18 protein-coding genes are annotated in these 25,010 nt (G+C 43.7%); 2 read left to right on the forward strand and 16 right to left on the reverse strand.

The features are described from left to right. Nucleotides 1–184 precede the first annotated feature (184 nt). Nucleotides 185–1,333 carry an FG-GAP repeat domain-containing protein gene (locus NK987_RS12450; protein WP_259264103.1) on the reverse strand — a complete coding sequence of 383 codons (1,149 nt, stop codon included), beginning with the start codon at nt 1,331–1,333 and terminating at the stop codon, nt 185–187. A gap of 794 nt (nt 1,334–2,127) precedes the next feature. Beyond that, a complete protein-coding gene (locus NK987_RS12455; RefSeq protein WP_259264104.1) occupies nt 2,128–4,245 on the reverse strand; it encodes a fibrobacter succinogenes major paralogous domain-containing protein in 2,118 nt (705 codons plus the stop codon). A gap of 235 nt (nt 4,246–4,480) precedes the next feature. Between NK987_RS12455 and NK987_RS12460 the strand changes: the two genes are divergently transcribed. Then, nucleotides 4,481–4,627: a hypothetical protein gene (locus NK987_RS12460; protein ID WP_259264105.1), complete on the forward strand. Its 147-nt coding sequence runs from the start codon at nt 4,481–4,483 to the stop codon at nt 4,625–4,627. Nucleotides 4,628–4,663: 36 nt separating this feature from the next. Here NK987_RS12460 and NK987_RS12465 read toward each other — a convergent pair whose 3' ends face one another. From NK987_RS12465 to NK987_RS12520, 12 genes are all read right to left on the reverse strand, one after another. Continuing rightward, on the reverse strand, nt 4,664–5,527 hold the full coding sequence (locus tag NK987_RS12465; RefSeq protein ID WP_259264106.1) for an RnfABCDGE type electron transport complex subunit B: 864 nt from the start codon (nt 5,525–5,527) through the stop codon (nt 4,664–4,666). 588 nt (nt 5,528–6,115) lie between these two features. Next, entirely contained in the window at nt 6,116–6,973 is an 858-nt protein-coding gene (locus tag NK987_RS12470; RefSeq protein ID WP_259264107.1) for a ferredoxin reductase domain-containing protein, read from the reverse strand. Between the two features lie 353 nt (nt 6,974–7,326). Then, nucleotides 7,327–7,518 (reverse strand): hypothetical protein, encoded by a 192-nt coding sequence (locus NK987_RS12475; RefSeq protein WP_259264108.1) that lies wholly within the window; start codon nt 7,516–7,518, stop codon nt 7,327–7,329. A 114-nt stretch (nt 7,519–7,632) separates the two neighbouring features. After that, the gene (locus tag NK987_RS12480) at nt 7,633–8,214 is read right to left on the reverse strand and encodes an electron transport complex protein RnfA (RefSeq protein WP_259264109.1); all 582 of its coding nucleotides are present in this window, start codon (nt 8,212–8,214) and stop codon (nt 7,633–7,635) included. Further along, on the reverse strand, nt 8,211–8,846 hold the full coding sequence (gene rsxE, locus NK987_RS12485) for an electron transport complex subunit RsxE (RefSeq protein ID WP_259264110.1): 636 nt from the start codon (nt 8,844–8,846) through the stop codon (nt 8,211–8,213). The genes NK987_RS12480 and rsxE overlap by 4 nt, the downstream gene beginning before the upstream one ends. Then, nucleotides 8,843–9,550 carry an RnfABCDGE type electron transport complex subunit G gene (locus NK987_RS12490; protein ID WP_259264111.1) on the reverse strand — a complete coding sequence of 236 codons (708 nt, stop codon included), beginning with the start codon at nt 9,548–9,550 and terminating at the stop codon, nt 8,843–8,845. Before NK987_RS12490 ends, rsxE begins: the two co-directional genes overlap by 4 nt. Then, nucleotides 9,547–10,560: an RnfABCDGE type electron transport complex subunit D gene (locus NK987_RS12495; RefSeq protein ID WP_259264112.1), complete on the reverse strand. Its 1,014-nt coding sequence runs from the start codon at nt 10,558–10,560 to the stop codon at nt 9,547–9,549. The genes NK987_RS12490 and NK987_RS12495 overlap by 4 nt, the downstream gene beginning before the upstream one ends. Further along, a complete protein-coding gene (gene rsxC, locus NK987_RS12500) occupies nt 10,553–11,905 on the reverse strand; it encodes an electron transport complex subunit RsxC (RefSeq protein ID WP_259264113.1) in 1,353 nt (450 codons plus the stop codon). Before rsxC ends, NK987_RS12495 begins: the two co-directional genes overlap by 8 nt. A 4-nt stretch (nt 11,906–11,909) precedes the next feature. Continuing rightward, nucleotides 11,910–16,817: a 2-oxoacid:acceptor oxidoreductase family protein gene (locus NK987_RS12505; RefSeq protein WP_259264114.1), complete on the reverse strand. Its 4,908-nt coding sequence runs from the start codon at nt 16,815–16,817 to the stop codon at nt 11,910–11,912. 122 nt (nt 16,818–16,939) lie between these two features. Beyond that, complete coding sequence (locus NK987_RS12510; protein ID WP_258425331.1) at nt 16,940–17,302, reverse strand: HEPN domain-containing protein; 363 nt, start codon at nt 17,300–17,302, stop codon at nt 16,940–16,942. Between the two features lie 1,113 nt (nt 17,303–18,415). Next, the gene (locus tag NK987_RS12515) at nt 18,416–20,401 is read right to left on the reverse strand and encodes a sensor histidine kinase (RefSeq protein WP_259264115.1); all 1,986 of its coding nucleotides are present in this window, start codon (nt 20,399–20,401) and stop codon (nt 18,416–18,418) included. Between the two features lie 410 nt (nt 20,402–20,811). Then, nucleotides 20,812–21,759 carry an alpha/beta hydrolase gene (locus NK987_RS12520; protein ID WP_259264116.1) on the reverse strand — a complete coding sequence of 316 codons (948 nt, stop codon included), beginning with the start codon at nt 21,757–21,759 and terminating at the stop codon, nt 20,812–20,814. A gap of 856 nt (nt 21,760–22,615) precedes the next feature. On the opposite strand from NK987_RS12520, the gene NK987_RS12525 reads away from it, so the two are divergent. Further along, nucleotides 22,616–22,999, forward strand: coding sequence for a hypothetical protein (locus tag NK987_RS12525; RefSeq protein ID WP_259264117.1), 384 nt, complete (start codon nt 22,616–22,618; stop codon nt 22,997–22,999). A gap of 565 nt (nt 23,000–23,564) precedes the next feature. Here the strand turns inward: NK987_RS12525 and NK987_RS12530 are convergent. Beyond that, nucleotides 23,565–24,053 (reverse strand): DUF4231 domain-containing protein, encoded by a 489-nt coding sequence (locus NK987_RS12530; protein ID WP_259264118.1) that lies wholly within the window; start codon nt 24,051–24,053, stop codon nt 23,565–23,567. Between the two features lie 230 nt (nt 24,054–24,283). After that, nucleotides 24,284–24,784, reverse strand: a complete 501-nt coding sequence (locus tag NK987_RS12535) for a hypothetical protein (protein WP_259264119.1) — start codon at nt 24,782–24,784, stop codon at nt 24,284–24,286. Nucleotides 24,785–25,010 lie beyond the last annotated feature (226 nt).

Genomic DNA, 25,010 nt, shown 5'->3' on the forward strand with positions numbered 1-25,010 from the left:
TTTAGGCTGATTACAACAATTTTTTGCCATTTTTCAATACCCTAAACATATAACTAAAAACCTATAAATCCAATCCGGTCACCTAAATTTTGGATTGAAAAAATTCAAAGTAAAAAATAAGGATTTATAAAAATTCCAGTTTGGATCGGGCCTAAATTCCCAATTGGCTATAGCTTTATTTAAGTTATTTTGATAGGATGTTACCAAAATATAATACACTCGGAGCCTCTGACCGTGCAGCCGTGATGTCCAGAATTCCGTCTTCGTTAAAATCACCGACTGCCAATCCATATACTGTACCCATTGAATCACCAAAGGGAATGGATGTAAAATTTTGAGCTGTCCCGTCATTAAAAAATAGGGTAGATGGCGCTTCTACATGTCCCACGATGATATCAATTTTTCCATCATTATTCATATCCGAAACCGCTAATGCGTAGGGAATGACTTTTGAATCTGCTATAGAAACTCCTGCCGAAAAAGTCTGACCTCTTTGACCAAGATAGAGCGTTACTCCTTTGTTTTCGTCTATGGCTACGATATCTAGTATACCATCACCATCAAAATCTTCAGCAGCAGCTACACGGATTGTTGCATCCGATGTTCCAAATGGAATGCGTTGGTTGTCTGAATAAGCCATATCCGAACTTCCAAGGTATACATAACTCTGACCACCGTTTCGATGAGGGACGATCAAATCAATATATCCATCATTATTCAGATCAAAAGGAGTTATTGTGGTGGAAGGATAAGGTGCAAATGAGATACAATCTGCATCAAACTGTCCTTTTCCTTTGTTTAGGCAGATATAATTTGAGGTGGAAGACCTACCTCTGTTTGCCAAAATAATATCGGGCAATCCATCTTTGTTGATATCGGCGATGGATAAATTCCGTGTTGGCCATTTGGGAAGACCAAATTCAGATCCTATTGTAAAATTGCCTTTCCCATCGTTGAAGTAAACCAGTTTTCGGTTTGGGGAATCATTGCTTACAGCAATATCCTGAAACCCATCCCCATTGAAATCAGCCACACCACCGGTATATGACCGGTCTGCTATATCACTAAGATCATAAACGCTTTTTATTTCACCCCGCCCGTTTCCAAGAAGAACCTTGTCAATGATGGGCCAATGCCTTCCTTTTACCAAAAGAATATCAAGATGACCGTCACCATCAAAGTCGGCAAAGTTTACATTGGCTGTTGTATCAACTTTTGACTCCAACAGGAAAGATTTAGTATAATCGGGGAATTTGATGTGATGCTGTGCCTGGATCTTTGGCATTGTCACTACAATACATAAAATCAAAAAGATGGTTTTCAACTTGTTCATTCCTTTAAAGTTAGACTTTAATTCTGGATAAAATAGAGGTCTTTAAAATTTCCAGTTTGAATTGAGCCTAAATTCCCCCATTTTCAGCTTGCCCTTTCGGATGATTTTTTTGGCTTATGGGACCTGCCATTTTATCCAGCCATAAGATGGTACCGGTAGAGGTATTTAAAAATCATTCAAGCCCACCCAAAAGCTCTCCCCATCTACAGCAAAGTTACCATTCCCCTATACTTCGGTATACCTTCCGTAACCCTTCCCTTACCGATACTCCGTGTCATAGCTAGGGATACTCCGTGTCTGAGCTAAGGATACTCCGTGTCTGGGTTACCCTTGAGTTACATCTGACCTGTCCGTCACTCTGATCCGCCGCGGCGGAGAAGGGTCTCTACATTTAAATTAATAGATGCTTCACCTCCCCAAACTACGGTTCAGCATGACGGCCCTAATAATTCATCATTATGAATTCATCATTAATTTTCCTCTCGCTTCCCGGCTCTCATACCAATGACGATTTATCGGAGACGTCACTCTGATCCGCCGCGGCGGAGAAGAGTCTCAAAAAGTAAAGAGATGCTTCACCTCCGCATGCTCCGGTTCAGCATGACGCGACACCAACCGTCATTACCCATTCTGAACGTTTGCTAATTGTTGGACACTTACAATGACGCTTCCATTAATTCATCATTATGAATTCTCTCGGCTCTCGCTTCTCGGCTCTCGTTTCTCGCTTCTTTTATAATGGAGATCCTTCATCCTCTCGAAAAACGGGACATGCTGTACCTCGGATTCAAGATTCAACAAGAAGGCTCGCCTTCCTGTTTTTTGATGCATCGGATATAATGACCTTCAAAAAAGAAGGTTACTTGATAGGTGAGTTTTAATTCCAAATTTCCCACATCTAAAGATGCAATACGTTCGGGCGCTCCTGGCCCGGATACCCACCATCCCACAAAAATATTCTCGCTTTCATAAATATTGTTGTTGATTTTCATCCCTCCCGGTTTGGCATTAAATCCCGATTCATTGGTAGAATTGAATATTGATTCTTTCCATGTACTTCGGCTCTTTAATTTTTTCCCTGCCACACCAAGTCCTCCTAGTACATTGGCCATTTCTGTAAAATCCTCAAATGTGGGAATCCCCCAGCCATCGGGACACAAGCAGCCACCATAGGAAGTGAAACTATACAATTTGCCATACTCCTTGTCATTTTTAGGATCATTATTATAGTAGGAAAAGGAGGCATAATCAAAATCTTCGGGATTGTAAGGATTTGGTGGTGGCCAATATTCTCTTTCTTGGACAGGTCTCCCGTCTTTTCTAATCGTATTACGGAGATTTTCTGCCATCCACCATTGATTCCCGATTTTGACGGTCTGATACTCATTTCCCTCCCGGTCTTGGACTGTTCCAAATTCCGGAATGGAAAAGTCTATTTCCACTTCTGAACCATTTCCATCTGTAACTTTTACTGAATAGTTCCCGGCGTTAAACTTCACCTGGGTTTGGTTTGTGACACCATTGCTCCACTCAATTTGATAGGGGGGCTCTCCGGAAAGGATCTGCAAGTTAGCGGTGCCGCTGTCAAAACTCAGGTCCAGGATTGATTCAGAAGTTTTTGCCATCGTTCCCTTTATTAATCTGGAAACTGCATAGCCGGACTGGACAAAATTAAGTGTAAACTGGAAGTCCTGTTGTTCCGGGTTTTTTCTCTCAAAAGTCAAATACACCTGATCTCTTTGTTGGCTTTTTTGGGAAAGGATAATGTATGGATTTGAAATTCCATCTACTTCGAAACTAAAATCAGTCAATGGTTTGGTATCCGGTTCCGGAACATATTGAAAAGAAAAGATTTGATGTAAAAAAGGCAGATCCAGCTTCCTCTTCTGAATCAGAGAAGAGACAATTAAATCTTCTTCTTTGACCTGTGAGATGGATGTTTCTAAATACCATACCATAAAACTTATATTATTTGAATCCTGCCAAGGATTTTTATCTGAATCTGCCAAGGGAGTATAGATGCCCTTTGCTTCAAATTCCAAGGGGTCACCAGAATTGAGGTTAATAGGATCATTGCCTACCAGCCCCCATTTTGTCCTCAGTTGCACATCTCTCAGAATAGGACAGGCCAATAACTTCGGAGCTGAAATTTCTATCACAGCGCGGTGCCTCCAGATCAGATCAAATACAAAAGCCACCAATGCATCATTAAACCTGGAGGATGGAAGGTAAACCATCTTTGATTTTAACGACCTCAAGATTTCGCCTTCGTGCACGGAATTCCAAGAGAAAACATCAAAATTGGCTTTAAGACAGTTTCCATGCTGTGTTGGAGTTTCAAAATAGTAGGGTATGAGGTTACTGAAACCATTGAGATGGGTGATTAGGATCAATTCATTTTTTTCAGATTGAGACAAGAGAGAAAATTTGGATTCAAAATAGTTGGACCATTTTTCTGCTTCTTTTGTGAAATTATTTAAGTGAGGATAATTTTGAATACTGTCATAGATTTCAGTTTTGCCTTCAGCGTAATCCGACCAAAACTCATCAAAATTATCAATCTCTTGCTGTAGTTCTACAACCGTGACATCCCAGATCCTGTATTCATTACCTATTTTTAGTTTAAGTTGATGACTCCCTGCGGGAAGATTGGGGACAACAAAAATCAATTCGTTGTTATCCGTTTTACCGGCTTTGATCGGAATTCCTCCAAACTCTCCTTCATAATTTACCAAATTATCCTCCGGATTGCCCTCCAAGGGTCCAGGATCGAAAGTGGCTATTTGGTAAGAAACAAACAACTTATTTACAATTCCGACATACCTGTCATTGACCGATACAGGAACCTCTTCTACATCACAGGATGAAAGTGTTAGTAAAACAATGATGAGCAAAAAAATATAGGATTTCATGAGGATGAATTGATTGAAAATTAAAACATTAAATCATACTAAAGTTCTGCATTATAAAAGTCAACTCAAGGAAAAAAATCTATAATTATTTGCATTTTTCGCAAAAGAAAATATCAGTTTTAGTAAATCAACTTTTTCCCATTTTCAACTTGCCCTTCCGTTAAATATAGAAATGTTCAGTGAAGACACTGACCATGGCGGAGACTCAGGGTGAAGGCTCCAGTCATTCAGAATTATGAATTCAGAATTAATTTTCCTCTTGCTTCCCGGCTCTCATACCAATGAAAAATTTGACGGATCCGTCACTCTGATCCACCGCGGCGGAGAAGAGTCTCAAAAAGTAAAGAGATGCTTCACCTCCGCAAGCTCCGGTTCAGCATGACGGACCGGTAATTCATCATTATGAATTCTTCATTACCTAACTTTCCCCCATTCTCAATTTCCCCTTCCGTATAATCTTTTTGGCTTCGGGACCTTTGATCGGACCTGCTTTTTCATCCAACCATACGAAGGCACCGGTAGGGCAGCGTTGGATCGGGACTTGGGTTTGGTGTCTTCCGGAATAGTTGATCACCGGAAGGTTGTACTTCATGGTAATGAGATCGGGTGCGTCCATGGCACATTTACCGCAGGCGGTACAGCCGACTTCGCAGTCTTCGAGAACACCGTCTCCTGCTTCCTGACTTTTGCAGGCCACCCAAAGTCGGCGGCTGATGGGTTGGAGTGAAAAAAGGTCTTTGGGGCACACTTCCACACAGTCTCCACAGGCGGTACACTTGGCTTCATCCACTACGGGAAGCCCAAATTCATTCATCGATATCGCATCAAAATCACAGACCGTCTCGCAGTCTCCATGTCCCAGACAACCCCAGGAACAACCTTTTCCACCACCCGAAATCAGCGCTGCACCACGGCAACTTGACAGGCCTTCGTATTGGGCACGGTTGACGGCGACATTGATCCCGCCGGCACAAGCCAATCTTGCGACCCGTTTTTCTTCCGCACCTGCATCCACGCCGAGGTAGGAAGCAATGGCTTTTCGGCCATCCTCACTGCTGACGGTACATTTTCCTGGCAGCATATCTCCTTTGACCAAAGCTTCTGCAAATGGCCTGCATCCGGGATACCCGCAGGCACCGCAGTTGGCGTGGGGAAGCATGCTTTCGACCTCATCGATCCTCGGATCCTCGTAGACATAGAGTTTGGTATTGGCCACGATCAGCATCAGTGCCAAGAGAAGCGTCAGTCCGCCGAGTGCGAGTAAGGCTGTTATGATGGTCATGGTTTTGAGGGTTGCGTTAAGTTTTAGGATTAATCTTTAATTGTCCACAGTCGACGGTCCATAGTCCACGGCCGCTTCGTTCGAACTTCAGGGCTTGCTTTTTTGCCAAGTCAATGGTTGATAGTCGACGGTCCATGGCCGCTTCTTTTAAACTTTGGGGTTTGGTTTTTTCCAAGTCCATGGTTTTTGGTCCACGGTCCATAGTCCACGGTCCATGGCCGCGTCAATTGGACTTCAATTTTTGTTATTTATAGCAGGCGTTTCAATGATCAGAATAAGGAATTTGGGATGATGCCCCGCTTATTTAATATCCATTAATATCCAATATCAATTAATATCTATTATCTACTTTCGACCAATCCAACCATGGTCTATGGACTATGGACTGTAAACTATTCACCACCAAATCTTTACTTTAGACAGCCTGCCGTGGTCTATCGACTGTGGACTGTGGACTAATTTCCACCAATATCCAATATCAATTAATATCTATTTTCTACTTTCAACTAATCCACTGTGGACTATGGTCTGTGGACTGTTGACTATCCACTAATTACCACAAAATTTCTCCTTAATGGATTCCTCTAATTAGTAGATTACTTCGGCCCACTTCTTCCCTGCGATCAGCTCTGCTTTTCGGTTTTCCCATTTCTCCTTTGAACCCATGATATTGATAAAGGCCTTGTTGAGGTTTTCTTTGACTTTTTCATAGCCTGCGATGTAGATGTAGGTATTGCTGAAGGAGAGCATTTCCAATACCTCTTCAGCCCTTTCCTCGATCGCTGCATCCAGGGAAATCGGATCTTGCCAATGTGGCCTTGGGCTTAATGCATGGAAGGCTTCGAAAGTGGCTTCGTCATAGTAGCTCGTCAGGTCTCCGTCTTTGTCATTGAGGTAAAGGAGCTCCAAACCGCTTTTTGCGCCGTAGAACAAGCGGATCTTTCCTTTCCAGTCTTTCACATCTGCATAAATATGCTTCACAAATGCCCGGAAAGGCGCTATGCCGGTTCCCATTCCGATCAGGATCAGGTTGGCATTTCTGTCTTCAGGGATTTTGAATGGCAGTTCAAAAGGTCCTGTCACGGTGATGACATCGCCAACTTCCCTGTCACAGAGGTAGCTAGAACCCACGCCTTGGTAGAGTTCCCCGTTGAAGTCATCCACATAAGAGCATCGCTTGACTAACATGGTGAGTTGTGTTTTGCCGTTTTCTTTGGAAGGAATATCAGCCACAGAGTAGAGGCGGTGGTGGTATTCATTTCCAAATTCACTGTCATGCTTCACGAGCACGCCAAAGCTTTGGTCCACCTGACATCTGAACTCCGGGTCCTCCACCTCAAGCATGATTTCACGGATTTCCTCTGTATTGGCAGGAGTCAGTCGCTTGGTTTTCCTGACTTTAGCTTTGTATTGCGTTTTTGTATTGAGGTCTGATAAGTAGGTCATTGTTGTGCTATTTATAAGTTTGGTTTTTATTATCTAGTTTGCTCTTATTGAATGAAAGTCCACAGACCACAGTCCATGGTCCACAGCCTGTATTTTTGATTCATAGTCTTTTTTTCTTCTTCCAATTGTTCCGTCGACTGTTGTCCTTTTTGTACTTTTTACTGACTACTGTGAACTGACTACTCCCGAGCATCTCCCGTCGACTGTGGACCGTTGACTAAAATCTGATAACTGCCCACTGCCCACTGCCTACTGCCCACTGAATCTCCTTCCTCAAACAATCTGCCGTGGACCGTGGACCGTCGACTGTGGACTGAAAAACTGAAAACTGCCTACTGAAGACTGCATACTGATCACTGTGTACCCTTCCTCTCACACACCTTCACACAGCCACAATTCCCGCAGCTTCTTCTCTCTGCGAGGACGTCTTCATCGGAGATGTTGTCTTTGAAGGTTTTTCGCCAATGGGATTGGACCAAAACCCAAACCAACATCATCCCCACCAACCCCAAAATCCCGATCACAAAACTCCAGACTGATTCCATTTTTGTATTTGCTTACTGTCCTTTTTACTGTCTCCTGATTACTGACTACTGACTACTACTGACCATTGCCCACTGAATACTGTCTACTATAAACTGCCCACTGCCCACTGCCCCCTAAGACCCCAGTCCCGAAAATCCCATAAATGTCAATGACAGAATCCCTGCGATCAGCAAAGTGATCACGGTACCTTTGACAACTTTTGGCACATCGGCAAAATCAAGTTGCTCCCTGATTCCCGCCATCAGGATCAAGGCAAGTGTAAAACCAATTCCCCCGCCAAATGCGAATGCAAGACTGCCGAAGAAACTATAGCCTTTGGCTGTCTGAAATAGCGCTACGGCCAAGATGGCGCAGTTGGTCGTGATCAAAGGGAGGAAAATCCCCAAGGAACGGAAGAGCGCCGGACTCGTTTTTTTGATGACCATTTCCACGAGCTGAACAGTGGCGGCGATGACGACGATGTAGCTGATGAGCGATAGAAAAGGGGCATTGATGGCTGTCAATAATTTATGGATGCCAAAAGCACAGACCGAACTGATGATCATGACAAAGGTCACGGCGGCACCCATTTTTGTGGCGGTTTCCATTTTTCCGGAAACACCGAGGAAGGGACAGATGCCTAGAAAATAAGCGAGCACGAAGTTGTTGATCAGACTCGCATTGATGAAAATGTACCAAAGGGATTCAGATTTCATGCTTTTGCTTTTTTAAGTTTGTAATTGTTGAAGAGGAAAAGCCAAAATGCCAAGGTGAAAAACCCTCCGGCCGGAAGGATCATGATGATCCATTCCTGAAAGGATTCAGGGAAAACCATGAAGCCGAAAATGCTTCCATTTCCCAATATTTCCCGGACAGCTCCGAGGCAAAACAGGGCAAGTACAAATCCCAATCCCATGCCCAAGCCATCTATGGCTGATTTCCAGATGGTATTTTTGGAGGCAAAGGCTTCAGCCCTGCTCAGGATGATACAGTTGACGACGATCAGAGAAATAAAAGCCCCAAGATTCTTGTGCAAATCCACACTGATGGCCTGAATCGCATAATCCACCATGGTGACGAAAGTGGCAATGATCAGGATATAAGAGGCGATCCGGACCTGCTTCGGGATAAAATTGCGGAGCGAGGATATCAGGATGTTGGACATCACCAATACAAAAGCCGTCGCCAATCCCATCGCAAGTGCATTGATGGCGGAGTTGGATACTGCCAATGTCGGACACATCCCCAACACCTGCACAAAGACAGGGTTTTCACGCCACAGCCCTTTGATGAATTCATCGGTGGTGCTGGGAACTGCTTTCAAGTCGGTGGTTTTTGTTGGTGTCATTTGGATGCGGGGTTTGGTACCGATTTGAAAGTTTCTTTTTGGCTATAAATCAGGGGGATCATCTTTGCCGAACTCTCGCCGATGATATTGCCGATAGCGCGGGACGAAATGGTGGCACCCGTGATGCCTTCCACTTCCCATGGATTTTTCTTCATGCCTGATTTCACAGGCATAACAGGATTTTGAATTTGAGTCAGATCTTCTGTCAGTGCCAATACCAGTGCTTTGAAATTGGCGAGGAAGGTTTCATCCTTTTCTATTTTGTCTCCCAATCCCGGGGTTTCCTTACTTTCCAAGACATAGAATCCTACCACAGTTTGCTCCTCAGGGTCATAGCCATACAGGATCCGGAGGATGTCTGCATAGCCCTGCCCGCTTGCTTCGATGGCGATACCTTTGAAGACATCCGAATCGTCATATCCTGCATAGACAAGGGTCTTGCTCCTGTCTTTTCCATCTGAGGGTACGAAAGTTCCTTCTGCCGTAAGTTCAAAAATCTTGGTTTTACTGATGCCGGGCACAACTTTGAAAACTGCTTTTTCGAGTGCTTCGGCTTTGAGGACCTCGATCCTCTCTTTGGTGCCTTCATAACTCAAGACAATGAGCAAAGCACAGATAACGCCGATGCCTACCATCGCAATCAGCATTTTTTTGCTGCCTTCGGTGGGGTTTGGTTGGGTCGATAGGATTTTGTTTGCGCTCATGATTTGGTCTTTTTGGTACCGTAAACCCTCGGCCTGATCAGGTTGTCAATATGTGGGGTAAGTGCATTTCCCAGTAGGATGGCATACATGACCCCTTCGGGAAGTCCGCCCCAAATCCGGATAACGACGACTACCAGTCCGATAAAGGCGCCATATACCACCACGCCTCTTGGAGTGATCGGCGAACCGACCATGTCTGTTGCCATAAAGACCGCACCCAACATTAATCCACCGGAAAACAGCATGAATTCAGGTGAGGGATAGACTTGATTGTCAATGATATGTAAGATCCAACTCAGGACAAATACGGAAGTAAGGATGGCGACGGGAATTCTCCAGTTCATCATTTTCCTTACTGCCAAATAGATTCCTCCTAGAATGATCAGGACAGCGGAAGTTTCTCCCGTAGAGCCGCTGATGAATCCAAAAGCGAGGTCCGCGGTATCGGCTGTGACTTTGTCAAACTTGAATGCAGATAGGGGAGTAGCTCCCGAAATCCCATCTACCACAGGGGTGGAAAAGGGGAAAGCGGCTACTGACTTTGATATGCTGTAAAATCTTCCTTCCAAAAAGGAGGGATGCCAGGTCGTGATGGCAACCGGAAATGCAGCTTGTAAAAAAGCCCTACCGACCAAAGCCGGATTAAAGGCATTGCTTCCCAATCCTCCAAAGACAAACTTTCCGATAGCGATCGAAACCACGCCTCCGAGGAATGTCATCCAAAGTGGAAAGATCGGGGGCAATGTCAGTCCCAGCAAAATGCCTGTGATGACTGCCGACCAATCCGATACGGTAGATGATTTTCCTGACCAACGGCATAGGGCATGTTCTGTCAGGACGCTCGAAGCGACTGCGGTGATGATGACCAAAAGTGCATTTAAGCCAAAGGATACTACTGAAAAAACAACAAGCGGCATCATGGCATAGACCACATTCCGCATGATCATATCCGTACTCATTCCTTGTCGGATGTGCGGAGAAGTGCTGATATGTAGGGTTTTGCTAAACATTGGCTTTTGCAGTTTTTTCGGCGTTGCGTTTTCTGATGATCCCTTTGGACAGTCTGAAATACTGTACAAGCGGAATATTGGACGGGCAGACAAAAGAGCAGGAGCCGCATTCGAAGCAATCCATCAAATGGAATTCCTCGGCCATGGTATCATACCCTTCTGACTTTGCCAAAATGCCCAATTTCGATGGATTCAAAGAAATGGGACAGGCATCCACACAGGCCCCACACTTGATGCAAGGAAATATTTTTTCTGTTTTCGGTATATTGTCCTCCCCAAAAACCACAATACCTGATGTTCCTTTGACAATGGAGATATCCAGATTGGAAACAGCCACACCCATCATCGGACCGCCCATATAGACTTCACTGATGTTTTCGGCTGCGCCGACCTGCTCGAGGACATACCGCAAAGGTGTTCCTACGGGGATCAGGTAATTGCCTTTTTTCTTCACTCCCGGACCGGTGATCGTAATCACCCGCTCCTGGATTCCCTGACCGTGCGGCAGCAGCCTGCCAATCTCAGCAGTGGTGGCCACATTGACCACGACAGCATTCACATCTATCGGCAAGCCTCCTGATGGAACTTCCTTGCCCAGCAAAGAAGTGATCAGCATCTTTTCGGCCCCTTGGGGATATTTGACAGGGACTACCTGTACCCTCACAGGAAGGTCTGTGGGAATGAGTTTGGACAAATGGTCTGCAGCATCCTGCTTGTTTCCTTCAATGCCGATGATGACTTCTTTGGCACCGGTCGCTTTGATGAGATACCGGATTCCCGTGTAGATATCATTGGCCTGCTCGAGCATGACCCGGTGGTCAGTGGTCAGGTAAGGCTCACATTCGATGCCGTTGATGATCAAATGCTCGCAGACCTTTCCTTCCGGGATTTTGAGTTTGACATGGGTGGGAAATGCCGCACCTCCCAAACCCACAATTCCGGCATCTTGGATGCCTTTGAGGATTTGTTCGGGTGTTGCTGTTTCTAAATTTATTGGCGTGCCTTCAATGACTTCCTGTCCCGAATAGGGGAAAGTCTCGATGTAAATGCCTTCAGTCATCTGTCCGGAAATAACAGGGACTTTGGCGATTTTTCTGATCTTTCCTGAAACAGGAGCATGAACCGGCACAGACATATAGCCATTGGCTTCGGCCAATAGTTGCCCCCGCACCACTTCCTGTCCTTCCTTCACAATGATCCGCGAAGGAGCTCCGATATGCTGCTGCATGGGAAGGATGATCAGAGGAGAGAAAGAGAACTGCCGGATGGGCAATTTATTTGTCTCCTCTTTGTTTTCCGGAGGATGAACCCCGTGTCGGAAGGTATGTGATTGAAGATTCAGCACGATATCAGTTGAATTTTTCTCCCCTTTTGACCCATTTTTCGGCATCTGCAAAATTCCTGTCAGCAGGTAAACCCGGATGGATTACTCCTGCAGTGCATTTTTCTGCAGCTTTGACCAAGTCCATGTAGCTTCCGCCTTCTGCATTTTTGATAAAGGCTTTCTTGTCGTTGTTGTAGGCGAATATGTTTGGATTGAGCTTGGTACATTCATCGCAGGAAGTGCAAAGTTCAGTTTCAATCCAAGGTGCCATTGCGTCACCTGTGGCAGCAGCTTTTGGAGCGCCATTGACATTAGCCTTTGGTTCTTCCTGTACCAAGTCCATGATACCTGCGCCGTCATCTCCGGCCATTTTCATCAGACCTCTGGCAATCCTGCTCACCACTTCTGCACGCACCTTGCTTTCCACATCTTCTTTTGGAAGTTCTTTGGTACCGGAAACTCCGGCAATGGCCCTGAGCATGATCCAAAAATCCCGGCGTTCCTCACAGGATTCAACCATGGTCTTGGCTACCAAAACCCTGCTGAGCAGCTGCTTTTGGTCCACAGCCCAGATGTATGGGAATTTGCCTTCTCTGGCATCTTTGTCCATTTCCAGGAATTCGGAAAGCACGACCATATTTTCATTCCAAGTGTCTCTCGGAGCCTTACGGAAATGCTTTCTGAATCTCGCTTCGGTGATTGCAAAATCTGCAAAAGTCATCGCCACGGTCATGGTTTTTGGTCTACCGCCTTCGATGTATTTCAATTCATAGGTTGGCCACAATTGATCCATGGCAGGATTTCCGTCCAAGTCAAAAGCCTCCTGAGGGGTTTTTCCTTTGTCGGGATTGTACCTGAAAATCGGGTAAGCCCTCGATTCCATCGCCAACTTTGCCTGGTGTGCACCGAGGTCATCGGCCACGCCATGTTCGGGTTGGCAGGTAGTGTAGAGGTTGAACAGCGCCGGACGCTTGGTCAACAAGCCTTCAATAAATCCTTCGATCATGTGGCTGGTATTGGCCAAAGTTCCCTGCATCACATAGGTATTTCTATGCGCCATAGCGATGAGGCCGATTTCTTTTCTTGGTTCGGGCTTGCCTTTCCAGACTTTGCCAAACTGCGCCATGTCAGAAACCTGCCCGATAAATCCTGAGGTACAGGCCTGTCCACCGGTGTTGGAGTACACTTGGGTATCGACGACGATTACCTTGATGGGTTTGCCGGAAGCCATCATCCTAGAAAGGTTTTGGAATCCGATATCATACATTGCACCGTCACCACCCAAGGCTACAACAGGTGGACACAATTTCCATTCTTCATCTGTAAATTGCTCCCAATTGAAGTAGGTGAAGAAATCTCTTTGTTCTTTGGGATTGTAATTTCCTTTGAGCTCCATTTCGGCTTTTCGGATCAGCTTGAAGCCATCTGACATCTTTGCCATATGGCCTTCAAAGATTCCCATTGCCATGGATGTACTGTCCTGGAACAGGTGGTTTGCCCAAGGGAATGGGTATGGATTGTAGGGATAAGTACTTCCCCAAACCGAAGTACAGCCTGTCGAATTCGTCATACCCATGCTGGACCTGCCTTTGCCGGTAGTTCCTGCTGTGTATCTCCAAAGGAGGGTCTTCAGTCCAGAAAGGAGGTTGGTGGCTTCTGTCAACCAATCCGGATCAATTGGGTCTGTACCTTTTTCGGATTCCATCCTGCTCGCAATTCCCGAGATAGTCAGGTCTGTGCCATGGTTTTCTGCGACAATTTTGGACATCAGGTCTGTATCCATGAGGTTCATGGATTTCATCAACTTGCTTTGGATATGCTTTTCCAATTTGTCTATCAGACCTTCGAGGTAGGCAACATGTTTTTCGACACGTGGAAGCATCAGGGATTCGACAGTAGCCATAAAGAGGTGGACGACTGATTTCTCCGAGCATCCCAAACAAGCCCCGTCACCACTCGCAAAACTTTGGTAAGCGTTTTTGTCAAGGAGGATGGTTTCGAGTGGACCGATTTTCTCTTCGAGATCGTCGATGCGGTTGTATTTCTTTGGCGTATTGGGCAGGTCAGACCATACGCTCCATTCTTCTCTCATTCGAGCAATGGAATCATCTGTTTGCTTGACCACTTTGAGGGCATCGTCGTTACAGACTTTCACGCATTCCATACAGCCTTTGCAGGTGTTGGGATTGATGGTGATGCTGAAAAGACCGCCGCTGTTTGGTTGCTTTTTTTCATGGAGGTCATAGTAAGGTCGGGTAAGAGCAAATTGAAAATCCCCCAGTTCTTCCCTGAACCATCCTAGTTCAACTCTCAGAAGAGAATCCTTTTTCTCAGTTTCCAAAACCTGGTCTATGGCTTCATTGATCAGCATATTGACTGTGACGCCTTTGTGGTCTTCGTTGAAAAGCGCCCTGATTTTGGGTTCCAGTTGCTTCACAGTTTTGGGTAGAAACTCCAGTTTATCATGGTTTCTTTTTACCCTTTTCAAAATGGTATCGAGTACATCTGAGAGTTCACTGACCAATCCAGGAATGGCTGTATCGGGACAGATGGTATAGCAATTGCCGCATGCAGTACAGTTGTCGGCGATCCATTCCGGATGTTCGAACCGGATGCCTGTCATGTCTCTGAAAACAGAAGTGGCTGCAGGGATGACACTAAGACCGATAAATGGATCCGTAAGGTTGTCATTTCCTCGACCGCTTTGGTAGAAGCTTCCGGTCTGTTCCCAAAACCGGTGGATATCGGTAAGGTTGGACTGGCTTTTTGGCGCGTCCTTGAGCATGGTCGGGATGACAGGAATCAACTGACCGTTGGATTTTTCGGTCTGCGCTCCAAGCACCTTGTTTTTGATCTCATGGACTTCGTCAAAACCTCTTCTGACGACGCGCATGTTGTCATCTACCACACGCTGACCTTTGCCACCGAATTTATGTTGCAGTTGGTCTTCGATGGCTTTGAGTAGGGCGACATCGGTCAACCCTGATTTTTTCATCAGTGGAGATGCTGCAAAGAAAGCCCCTTGGAAGGCAATCCCCTGCATCCTGAGTTGGAGTTCGGGATCAGTAGCTTCTTCCCTTGCAATCTTGAATCCATCTACATAGAATACATGGATGTCATTGTCTATGATTGTTTTTTGGTAATGTTTTGGAATGTCCGCCCACACTTCATCTGCAGTTTTTCTTTCACTTTGGATGATAAATGCACCTCCGTTTTTCAATCCTGCCAAGGCGTTGGTATGCTTGAACACATTGGGATCGGGAGAGAGCACCACATCGACAAAATAGTATTCGCAGTTGATGGTTATAGGCTCGGGAGCTGCCGCCAAATAGTAGGTGGTTGGTTGTCCTTTCTTTTCAGAGCCATATTTTGGATTGGCTTTGATGTCATAGCCAAGCAGGTCAAAAAGCGTCATGGCCAGGTTTTTACCTGTGGTGATCGCGCCCCAACCACCGACAGAATGGAACCTGACTGTGATGGCGTCCTTAGGCATCAGGTTTGGATTCTCCGAACCATGGACAGCAAGTTCCTTGACATGGGGATAGGCTTCCTGTATATTTTCCTGATGCTCCCTTTGTTTTGGGGTAAAGGCATTTTCCCTGATAAAATCAATGGAGAGGTAAAACCTCTTTTTGTGTTTGCCGTCCGGCAACATATTTTCTACTGCGCCGATGATACCTTCAGGCTGAAGGTCACGGCTACCCATACCAAAAGAGCCAGTGTACAAAGCGGGCATTTCGCCGGCAGTGTAAGAGGGAAGTTCAGGATAGGGAAGGTCTTTTTTGTGGTTACCGTTTTCGATGCATTTGGTGATGACAGAGCGGACTTCCCGCATGATCGGAGAATCCTCAGAAAGCGGTTGGTCCAATCTTTCCAAAATCGTCACGCCTTTTTTTCCTTTCAGGACTTTTCCTAAAAGATCCGCCGGAAAAGGCCTGAACATGACCAAGTCAACGACCCCGACTCTCAGTCCGCGAGTTCTTCTCAAATAATCCACCACTGCTTCGGCACTTGACACGACACTGCCTTGTCCGAGGATCAGGTATTCGGCATCTTCTGCCCTGTAAGTCATTACCCTTTCATATTTCCTGCCGGTGAGGGCATAATAATCTTCAAAAGCCTGATCGGTAATGTCCTTGATATGGTCAAAGAAAAAGGGTCTCTGTGCCGCGACACTCTGCATGTAGGAATCCTGATTTTGGACGATGCCTGCCATCATGGGATTGTCCACATCCCATACTTCGGGGATTCTACGACGGGTATCGCCATAGATCATCCTTTGTGCCGGAGTGGGAGTGGGGATGATGTCATCAGGACGGCCAAGGTATTCTTTGATCAGTTCCCTTTCAGGAAGCATCAGAGACTCGATCAGGTGGGTGGTTAGGAATCCATCTTGTGCAATTACCCCGGGGTTCAGGGCAAGCTCAGCGATTTTGTGTGAAATGATATTAAGGTCAGCGACGTGCTGTGCTTTTTTGGCAAATAGTTGAAAAAATCCTGTGTCGTCAATGGCATGGTAATCATCATGGCCTGCGTGGACGTTGAGGGTGGATTTCGTCATGGCACGGGCACCGATATTGAGCACGTAAGTGAGTCTTTTGCCGACAGCGGCATAGAGTGATTCGTGCATGTAGGCGATACCCTGTCCGGAGGAGAAGTTGGCAGAGCGCAAACCGGTCATCGAAAGACCTGCGGTGACGGCCGCTGCTGCATGTTCACCTTCCGGCTCTATAAAAATCAAAGGCCTATCCGATACATTCAGATGGCCTTTTGCAGCTTCTTCAGCCCAATATTCCCCCATTTGAGTAGATGGGGTGATTGGGTAGGCTCCTGCGGCATCGGAGGATTCTCGTTCACACATGATGGCGACGGTGTTGCCGTCCATCGCAACCCTGGTGCCGGGGTATTTGAAATTGTTTTTTTTGTTTTCCATGACGGTTTCGCGAAGTGGTATGGATAAAATGTATGGACTATGGCTCTTGGAGGAAGAGGTTTTGGAGTTTCTTCCGCTTCAGGCCTGACCTTTGACAGAAAAAACTAAAAGCTGGATTGGGGTTATTTTTGGCCGACGTAATCTCTTGTTTTCTCGGCCAGGAAGATGAAAGTTTTGGCGGTATGCATATTCATCATCAATTTCTCAGGATCTTCGGCACTGATGACCGGATCATAGTTGAGTTGGTTGAATTTGCTGTCTAGCGCCCTGCACTGATTCAATAAATCCTTGATATGGTTGGACTGCTGGATGTGGACTCCGTTTTGCAGGAGGTACCCTGTCATGTATTTTTCGATGGCTTTGTAAGCGTGCTTGCAGACATTGTAGTGGACGACGTCTTCCTCAGGTCGGCAAAGTTCTTCTTTGGCCATATCAAGCATATCATCGGCTTCTTCGAGGATGGTGTGTGATTTCAGGTTATTCATGACAGGAATGTTTTTGGTTGGAATTGGATCTTTGTATTGTGTTAAAAGTATCCACTTAACCTAGATAAAAACCTGACATAAATCAGCTAAAGCCATGATTTGCATCAAGGGAGAAAAAAGGCAGGTTTGAAGTGGCAAATAGGTGGTTGATATGGATTTACCCCAATCGTCTCGGAGGACGGAGAGGAAGGGGTGAAGGTGAGGGGTAGGGGTAGGTGGATTAAAAATAGTTTCCTGTAAGGGATTTAAGATAAGATTTTTGGAATCTCATACTTTAAAAAAATCTTCCTATGGAACACTTGAGGGGAGGAAGATCCGCCGCGGCGGACCGGGCCGGCGTGGCACCGTGAGGGGGAGGATTAAAATTTCTTGAACTTTTTGGTTACTTTTTGTTTCAAGACAAAAAGTGACTAAAGAATAAAACGTAAAGAAAATCGGCAAGAATGTTAAGAGTATATTAAAGAAATTCATCCCAACCATTTCGGTAATGAGATTCTCTACTTTATAAGATTCGTGACCGAAATACAGAACAAACCTCATTCTTTACCATGGGCTGCGGTGCATGAAGATTTGATTAATTATTGAATTTAGTTTAGCACCTTACCCATGGCTACTCATATTTCGCTCCGCCGCGGCGGACTATTTTTTTTAATTAAAGGTCCAAACAAAGGAATTCCAGAATCCTTTTCTTAAGAAAAAGTCCTCCTATGAAACCACAGCGGGGAGCAGGAAATTTTACCGGGCCGGCGTGGCACCGTGTGGGGGAGGATTAAAATTTCTTGAACTTTTTGGTTACTTTTTGTTTCAAGACAAAAAGTGACATGAGAAATAAACGCGAACCAATTAATCACAAGGATTGTAGAAAAAAACAATAAGATTTTCCCAACCATTTCGGTATTTGAAATTCTATATCAAATGAGATTCGTGACCGAAATACAGAACAAACCTCATTCTTTACCATGGGCTGCTGTGCATGAAGATTATAGTGAGTACAAATATCAGTGCAGCACCTTGACCTTGGCGATTGTAGTTTCGCCTACTTCGGGGCTATACTAAAAATATTTGATCAAGTTGAAGGAATTACTGAATCCAAATAATGAACCATCCAACAATTTAGACCTTGGCCGTTGCCTGCCTTTCGAAATTAATTAAAATCAAAGTCCCGTTGCTGACATCCTGTATCAGTTTGCCATCAATCTGACGGGTCAGCAAATCCACCAACTGCGAGCCAAAACCTGTTCCTATCGCTTTTCCAAACAGTGGTTTCCCAACTCCGTTATCACTGATTTTAAGCTGGAAATTGTCATTGTCTACATTTTTCAGACTCAGTTCAATTTTACCTTTTACTCCTTTTGGAAAGGCGTATTTCAGAGAATTTGTCAGGAGCTCATTGACTATCAGACCCAAAGGCACAGCGGTGTCCACATCCAATTCAATTTCTTTCATTTCAATATCGACCTTGATCCTGTCAGTTTCATTGTAGGAGTCGAGAATGTTTTCACAGAGGTTTTCAAAATAATTTTTCATCTCTATAAATGCCAACTGCTCGCTTTGATAGAGTTTTTGATGCAATATGCCCATTGACTTCACCCTGTTTTGGCTGGACAACATGACTTCCTGCATATTGGGGTCATCAATTTTTGCAAACTGCAAAGCCAACAAACCTGATACTACCTCCAGGTTGTTTTTGACCCGGTGATGAATCTCTTTCAGCAACAATACATTTTCATCATTTTTTGTGGAAAGTTCCTTTTGGGTTTTGGTCAGGTTGAGTACCATGGCATTGAGTTGGTGGGTCCGTTCTTCCACTTCCTGTTCCATGGCTAAAAAGAGCCTGCCGTATTGGTTGGTGATGTAAATGTAAATACCCAATGGATAACTGATATACAGCAATATCAGGTCCAGGTAATAAAGCGATGTGCTAAGCGAAATGATGTCAGCATTGACCATCCTATTGACCAACAGGAATACGGAAGTACCGACTGCCCCGAAAGTCACATAAAGCGCTCCTTTATTTTTTTCCCGGATGGCTATCCGCATGATAACCACCATCAGAATAATGACCGCAAGGATAATGGTAGCATCAAAAAGAATAAAGTTGAATACATTGACAAAATAATTGGCTGTCCTCAAAAGGGCTAACCAAACCAAATGTTTGGTCCAATAGAACTTTTTGATCCTAAACAAGGAGCTGAGAGAATAGGGCAAAAAGCTGTAGCCCAAACCAAAAGCAGTTGAATTTAAGATACCACTGAAAATTGGATTGGTGAAGCCATTCAGATCCACAAACAAAAGGATGTGGGCACAGATGGCAGCGCATAAAAAGAAAAAGGTAATGAGCGTAATCACCAAGTAAGGCTCTTCTTTCCTGAATTTGATGTAGAGCAAGACATGCAACAGCAATAGGATAGAAAGCACGACCACAATCACGGAAAGGGTAGCAAAACTGTTGGCATATCGAAAGTCTGAATATTCTGCCCGGACGGCATTCGAAAAGCCGATATTAAAGCCAAGGTTTTCAGAAAAGTACCTGAAGACCTGATGGTTTGTTTTGGCCTGATGGTTTGAAAACCTCACAGCAAGGGTATGCACATCCTTTGGTAGGATTTTCAAAGGTCTGTCCCCAGCATAGTTGGGAGAATAGGTTTTTTCATTTTGGCTGTCTGGTGAAAAATTTCCAAATGAAGCCACAAGCTCACCGTCCAGGTAAATTTCTGCTGCACCCCAAGAATAAAAATATAGCCTTTCTATTTCAGCAACTGTTTTTGGGTCGGCAGTAAAACTGATCCTCCACCATCCATATCCCGACCAAAGGCTGTCGGGCATTTGGTAGGCTTTCAATTCGATCGGGTTTAAATTATACCAATCGCTGTCATCAAAATCCGGGTTTGCCCATTCAAGATTGTCACCGGGTTGGTACTTCCAATTTTCTTTGAATTTTAATTCCAGCAAACCTTCCTTAAACAGGCCACCTTCGATGTGAGGTTTTTGGGCATAGCAATCTAAAGTACTGAAATTGAAGATTATGAAGGCGAAAATAAAAAAGTATGGATATTTCGATATTGTAAGTTTCAATTGATTCCAGTGACCTATCAGCATATACCAAACATAAATTTATTTTTTGAGATTTGTAAAAAAAAGTAAACCATTTGGTAACGAAAAAATAAAATAGAGACGAAAATACAAGGAGAAATTATGATTTGCGTAAAAGGAAATCAGAAATCAAACCATTTCAATGACTATTATAATTTGGCCCACTAAGGGGCTTAATTCCAAAATCCCCAACCTCTTGGTAAAAACCTCCTATGAAACTCCCGCCAGAAGGAAAATTCGACGCCGCGTACCGTTCTGTCGATGGGAGACCAAAAAATGGTCCAACAAAAAATAACCACGGGTCTCAACCCGTGGCTTAGTGGATATCAAAATGTCTTTTAGACCTCGAAGGGTGTCTAACTTTTTTTCAGACTTGGAACTAGTCTATTGAAACCGGCCATTGAAATTTCCCGGCTTTATTTTGCAGCAAGAAACTTATTGACATCCAACCAATGGATAAATGCATCAAACCATTTATTACTTGTCCTGCCGGGATTACCCAGACCAAATCCATGTCCTCCATTCTGATACAGATGCAATTCCACCGGGATACCTGCTTTGTACCAGGATTCAATCACTCCAAACTGTCCCTGAAACAGAAAATCATCCGTCGCAATCGCATTGAACATCGGAGGGGCATTTTTGGGAACGTCTACGGGACCCATGCCTCCATAAATAGGACCGATAAAGGCAAGCTTCATGGTCTTGGAGTGAAGGGTAGAATGCATCGTTAATCCTGCACCTGCCGAGAAACCGATCATTCCGATCCTGTCGGTATCAACGCCCCATTCCTTGGCACGTGCCACAATCATGGCATAGGCTGCCTCGGCATCCTCCAGTTGGTTGGATAAGTCTCTTTGCGGTGGACGGGGAGGAGTGGCAGGTTGTGCGGAACCGGAAGCTGGTGCTGCGGGCGGTGCAGTTCTAGGACGGTTCATCCAAGCCGAAAAATCCTCCAAAGACTCCGGAGTCGGGTTGAGTCGGTACTTGAGTACGAAGGCCGCGATTCCCTGCTTCGCAAGTGCCTCCGCGACTTCCCAACCTTCATTGCCCATTGACAACCAACTGAATCCACCTCCCGGTGCGACGATCACGGCAGTACCGTTTCCTTTTCCTGGTTCGGGGAGGAAAGGAGTAAGGGTGGCAACAGTGATGTTTCGGGCCATCGGATCGCCCCACTGTTTGAACCAACTTTCTTTTGCAGGTTGGTTTTCGACGCCTCCTGTACCAAGTAAAATGGCCCGCGGTTCTGCAGGTGCTTCAAGTGGGTAGATCGTCCCGTCCTGTGACAAGGCTGCAGAGCGAAACGCAAGGAAACAGACCAAAAAGGCCTGAAAAGTCAAGGATTTAAAGTTGTAGTGCATGGTTTTTTAGGTTTATTGTCTTTAGCTTAATAGGTTATCTATATTGTGAAACCTCCAACAGGAGGTAAAATGGCAGTTTTGATTGATGAATATAAGGAAAGATATTAAAAAAAATGTCAATTGTACACTTATTATATTCTGATCTGCTTTGAGATTACAAGAATGGTGTGAAATCATGTCCAATCTGCAACGTCATCCTCTATGGAAGACCCACCGTAAGACCATGAAGGTCAGACGGTTAGTTAAAAATATTCTCTTTTGCGCTTCAAAGATTGGACTTTAAGCGAATAATATTATCCGTCTGACCAAAAAGGTCCGACGGTTTGCCAAACTGACCCACCGTCAGACTCTGAAGGTCGGACGGTTAGTTAAAAATATTCTTCTTTGCACTTCAAAGGCTAGATGGATCTTCAATACTTTTAACCGTCTGACCAAAAAGGTCCGACGGTTTGCCAAGCTAGCCCACCGTCAGACCCTTTAGGTCGGACGGTTCACCAAAAAGCCGAGTGGTTTTACCTGATAAGCAACCTAGTTCACCAAATTGGTGACTCAGTTAGGTAAAAAGGGGAATACCCTTTTTCAAACGCTATAACCCTTCTTTATTCAATCAATTCTAGTCAACAAACTGCTAAACGTTATACAAAACTATCTTTTTTTAAAATAATTTACCTAAACCCTTTTTTCTTAATCAAACAATAACTACATTTTGTTCCAAGTACATGGTACTTGCAGTTTTTAATTATTCACCCCTAATTTTCAATGTATGGATAACAGAAACTCCATCGAGATCCCAGAAGCGGATTTCCAGGCCATCAAGGCCAATCTTCAGAATATACAGAGCCTCTTGGCTCCGTATGTGATCGCCCTCACGCCGGAACAGCGTAAGAAACTTCCCAAAATGAGTGATGGGACAGAGCCTTTTGTCGACAAGGCCTTGGACTACTCCATCAACAGCCCGGAATTTCTTCCAGCTTTTGTTGATCAGGCAGAGTTCCAAAAAGACTGGAACAACAGCAGCGGTCTCATGGCTTTGATCCGGATCATGGCGCAGATTCAGGACACCATGAGCGATACTGCCATGCAATCGGGATCATCTGCCTATGTCAGCGCCCTGAGCTATTACAATTCGGTCAAACAAGCTGCGAAGGTCAATGCCCCTGAAGCCAAAGCCATCTATGAAGACATGCGGAAGCGGTTTGAAAAGAAGCCCCGAGCCTCCAATGGCGGATCGGGTGTGTAAAAGAATACCATTGATTTGAACTATTGAAGTATTAAAAGCCGGACCGTATGGTTCGGCCTTTTTTATGGAATATCAAAAAGAACCAATCGAGTACTTCCAGTGACCAACTTTGGATCTCGGAATTCCAAGTTTGGTACTAAAAGATGCTCGCTTGATATAAAAAGACTCAACCTTGATATAAATAAATCCTCGCTTGATATAAAAAGACTCAACGCTGATGTAAAAAGATCCTCGCTTGATACAAAAAGAGCCAAACTTGATACAAAAAGATGCTCCCTTGATAAAAAATGACCCTCGTTTGATATGATTAGGATCAACGACGATATAAAAAGAGTCAAACTTGATACAAAAAGACTCAACCTTAATGGTAAAAGATTCCCGCTTGATATAAAAAGGTGCTTGCTAAATAAAAAAAGGACAGAAAGTTAGGTAAAAAGATGAGTGAGTTTATCTTAGAGACGAACAAGTTCATTTAAAAGATGAACTGGGTAGGAAATAAGGTGAGTGAGGATCCAATTACAAATTGGGAAAATAAAAGGGGTTTGATTAAGGCTAGTGCTGATTTTTATTTTGTGGCATAGGAGGCGATAAAATTACTGCCATACAAAGAAAAAAACTTATTGGATTGTTCATTTTCAATTTCATTTGTTTTTAAAGATATCTCTTCATGTAGTTTTTGAAAGTCCTCTTGTGATTTGCATTTTAATAATTGACTTCTACTAAAATTGACCAAATTTTGAAAAGAAATCCTTCCTTCTTCTCTAAGTTTCCAGGTTTCAAAGACTTTAAATTGCAAAACAATTGTCGCTGCCAATGATCCGATTAAAGGAATTATAATGCAAATAATTTTTATTGTCGGTGTCCATGTAGCTTGAGTTTGAAAGGCTACAAAGATAGAAGTTAAAAAGCCGCTCAATAAGGTTATCAGCTGTAGTGAATACCATATCCGGTAATTTAATCGGCACACTTTGGCATACCAAATTTCATAATCTTTGTGTATTGTATCAATAAAAATTTTTACAGATTCAAAGTCATTTCCATCTTGGTTAGTCATATTTCAAAATTTTTTAAATTTAAAGTCCAATTATAAATTCATTCAGCTTTACCGGAGCTAGGTGAATTTTGTATTTTCACCTTCTAATCATCTTTAATTTATATTTTTTTTCTAAACTGAAATAACTTGGTAATTCATGTAATCCAATTACAAATAGGAAAAAATATAAGAGTGGAATTACAAATCCCACCCAGAACACTATAAAACGTTAAACTACACCCAGAGAGGGGTTAAATTACACCTAAAGAAAGACTACCTAAATAGGTCGATCTATATAATTCTGCAACTTCTGTATGAAGAATTTTTATCTTTTCAATCCACGTTTCGATGTTATCATCCGTAAGTTCAAATTTGTTATTCAGTAAAGGAATTACAGTTGAAAAAACTTTTTCCTTTATATAGGGTGTAGTATAGAGTGCGGATTCATAATTTTTTCGATATGTACTTGAAAGTGCAATGTTTAAATTTTTTAATGGTTCTATTTCCTGTCCAGTATTATTTTTTTTATGATATTTTAGGGTTTCTAGAGAAATTATAATATCAGATAGATATCTAATTAAAACTTCACCCGATTCTGTGGCTTTCAATCGAATTTGTTCAGATTTTTTTCCTTGTTCCTCAAGAATTAAAAGTTTTCTTTTTGTTGAAACATATTTAATGGAATTAAATATACCTAATGCTAAACCTGCACCTGCGGTAATTAGTGCTACAGTAATTTCTACATTCATCATATATATAATATTTAGTATGTTGTGGTTAAATTTAAAATTTAAATTTAAATTTTCATATTTCTATATAAATGAAATAAGTAAAAAAAAATTATTTTAAGTAAAAACAAATTATTCTTTAATAATGGCACTTCCGACTATTTGTAATTTAATTTTTGTTTGGATCAAGAACAGTAAATTCAAATTTCAAATTGAAAAAAATATTAGGGTGGAATTACAAATTTTACTC

Source organism: Aquiflexum gelatinilyticum, assembly GCF_024813435.1.
In the GTDB taxonomy this organism is placed as follows: Bacteria; Bacteroidota; Bacteroidia; order Cytophagales; family Cyclobacteriaceae; genus Cognataquiflexum; species Cognataquiflexum gelatinilyticum.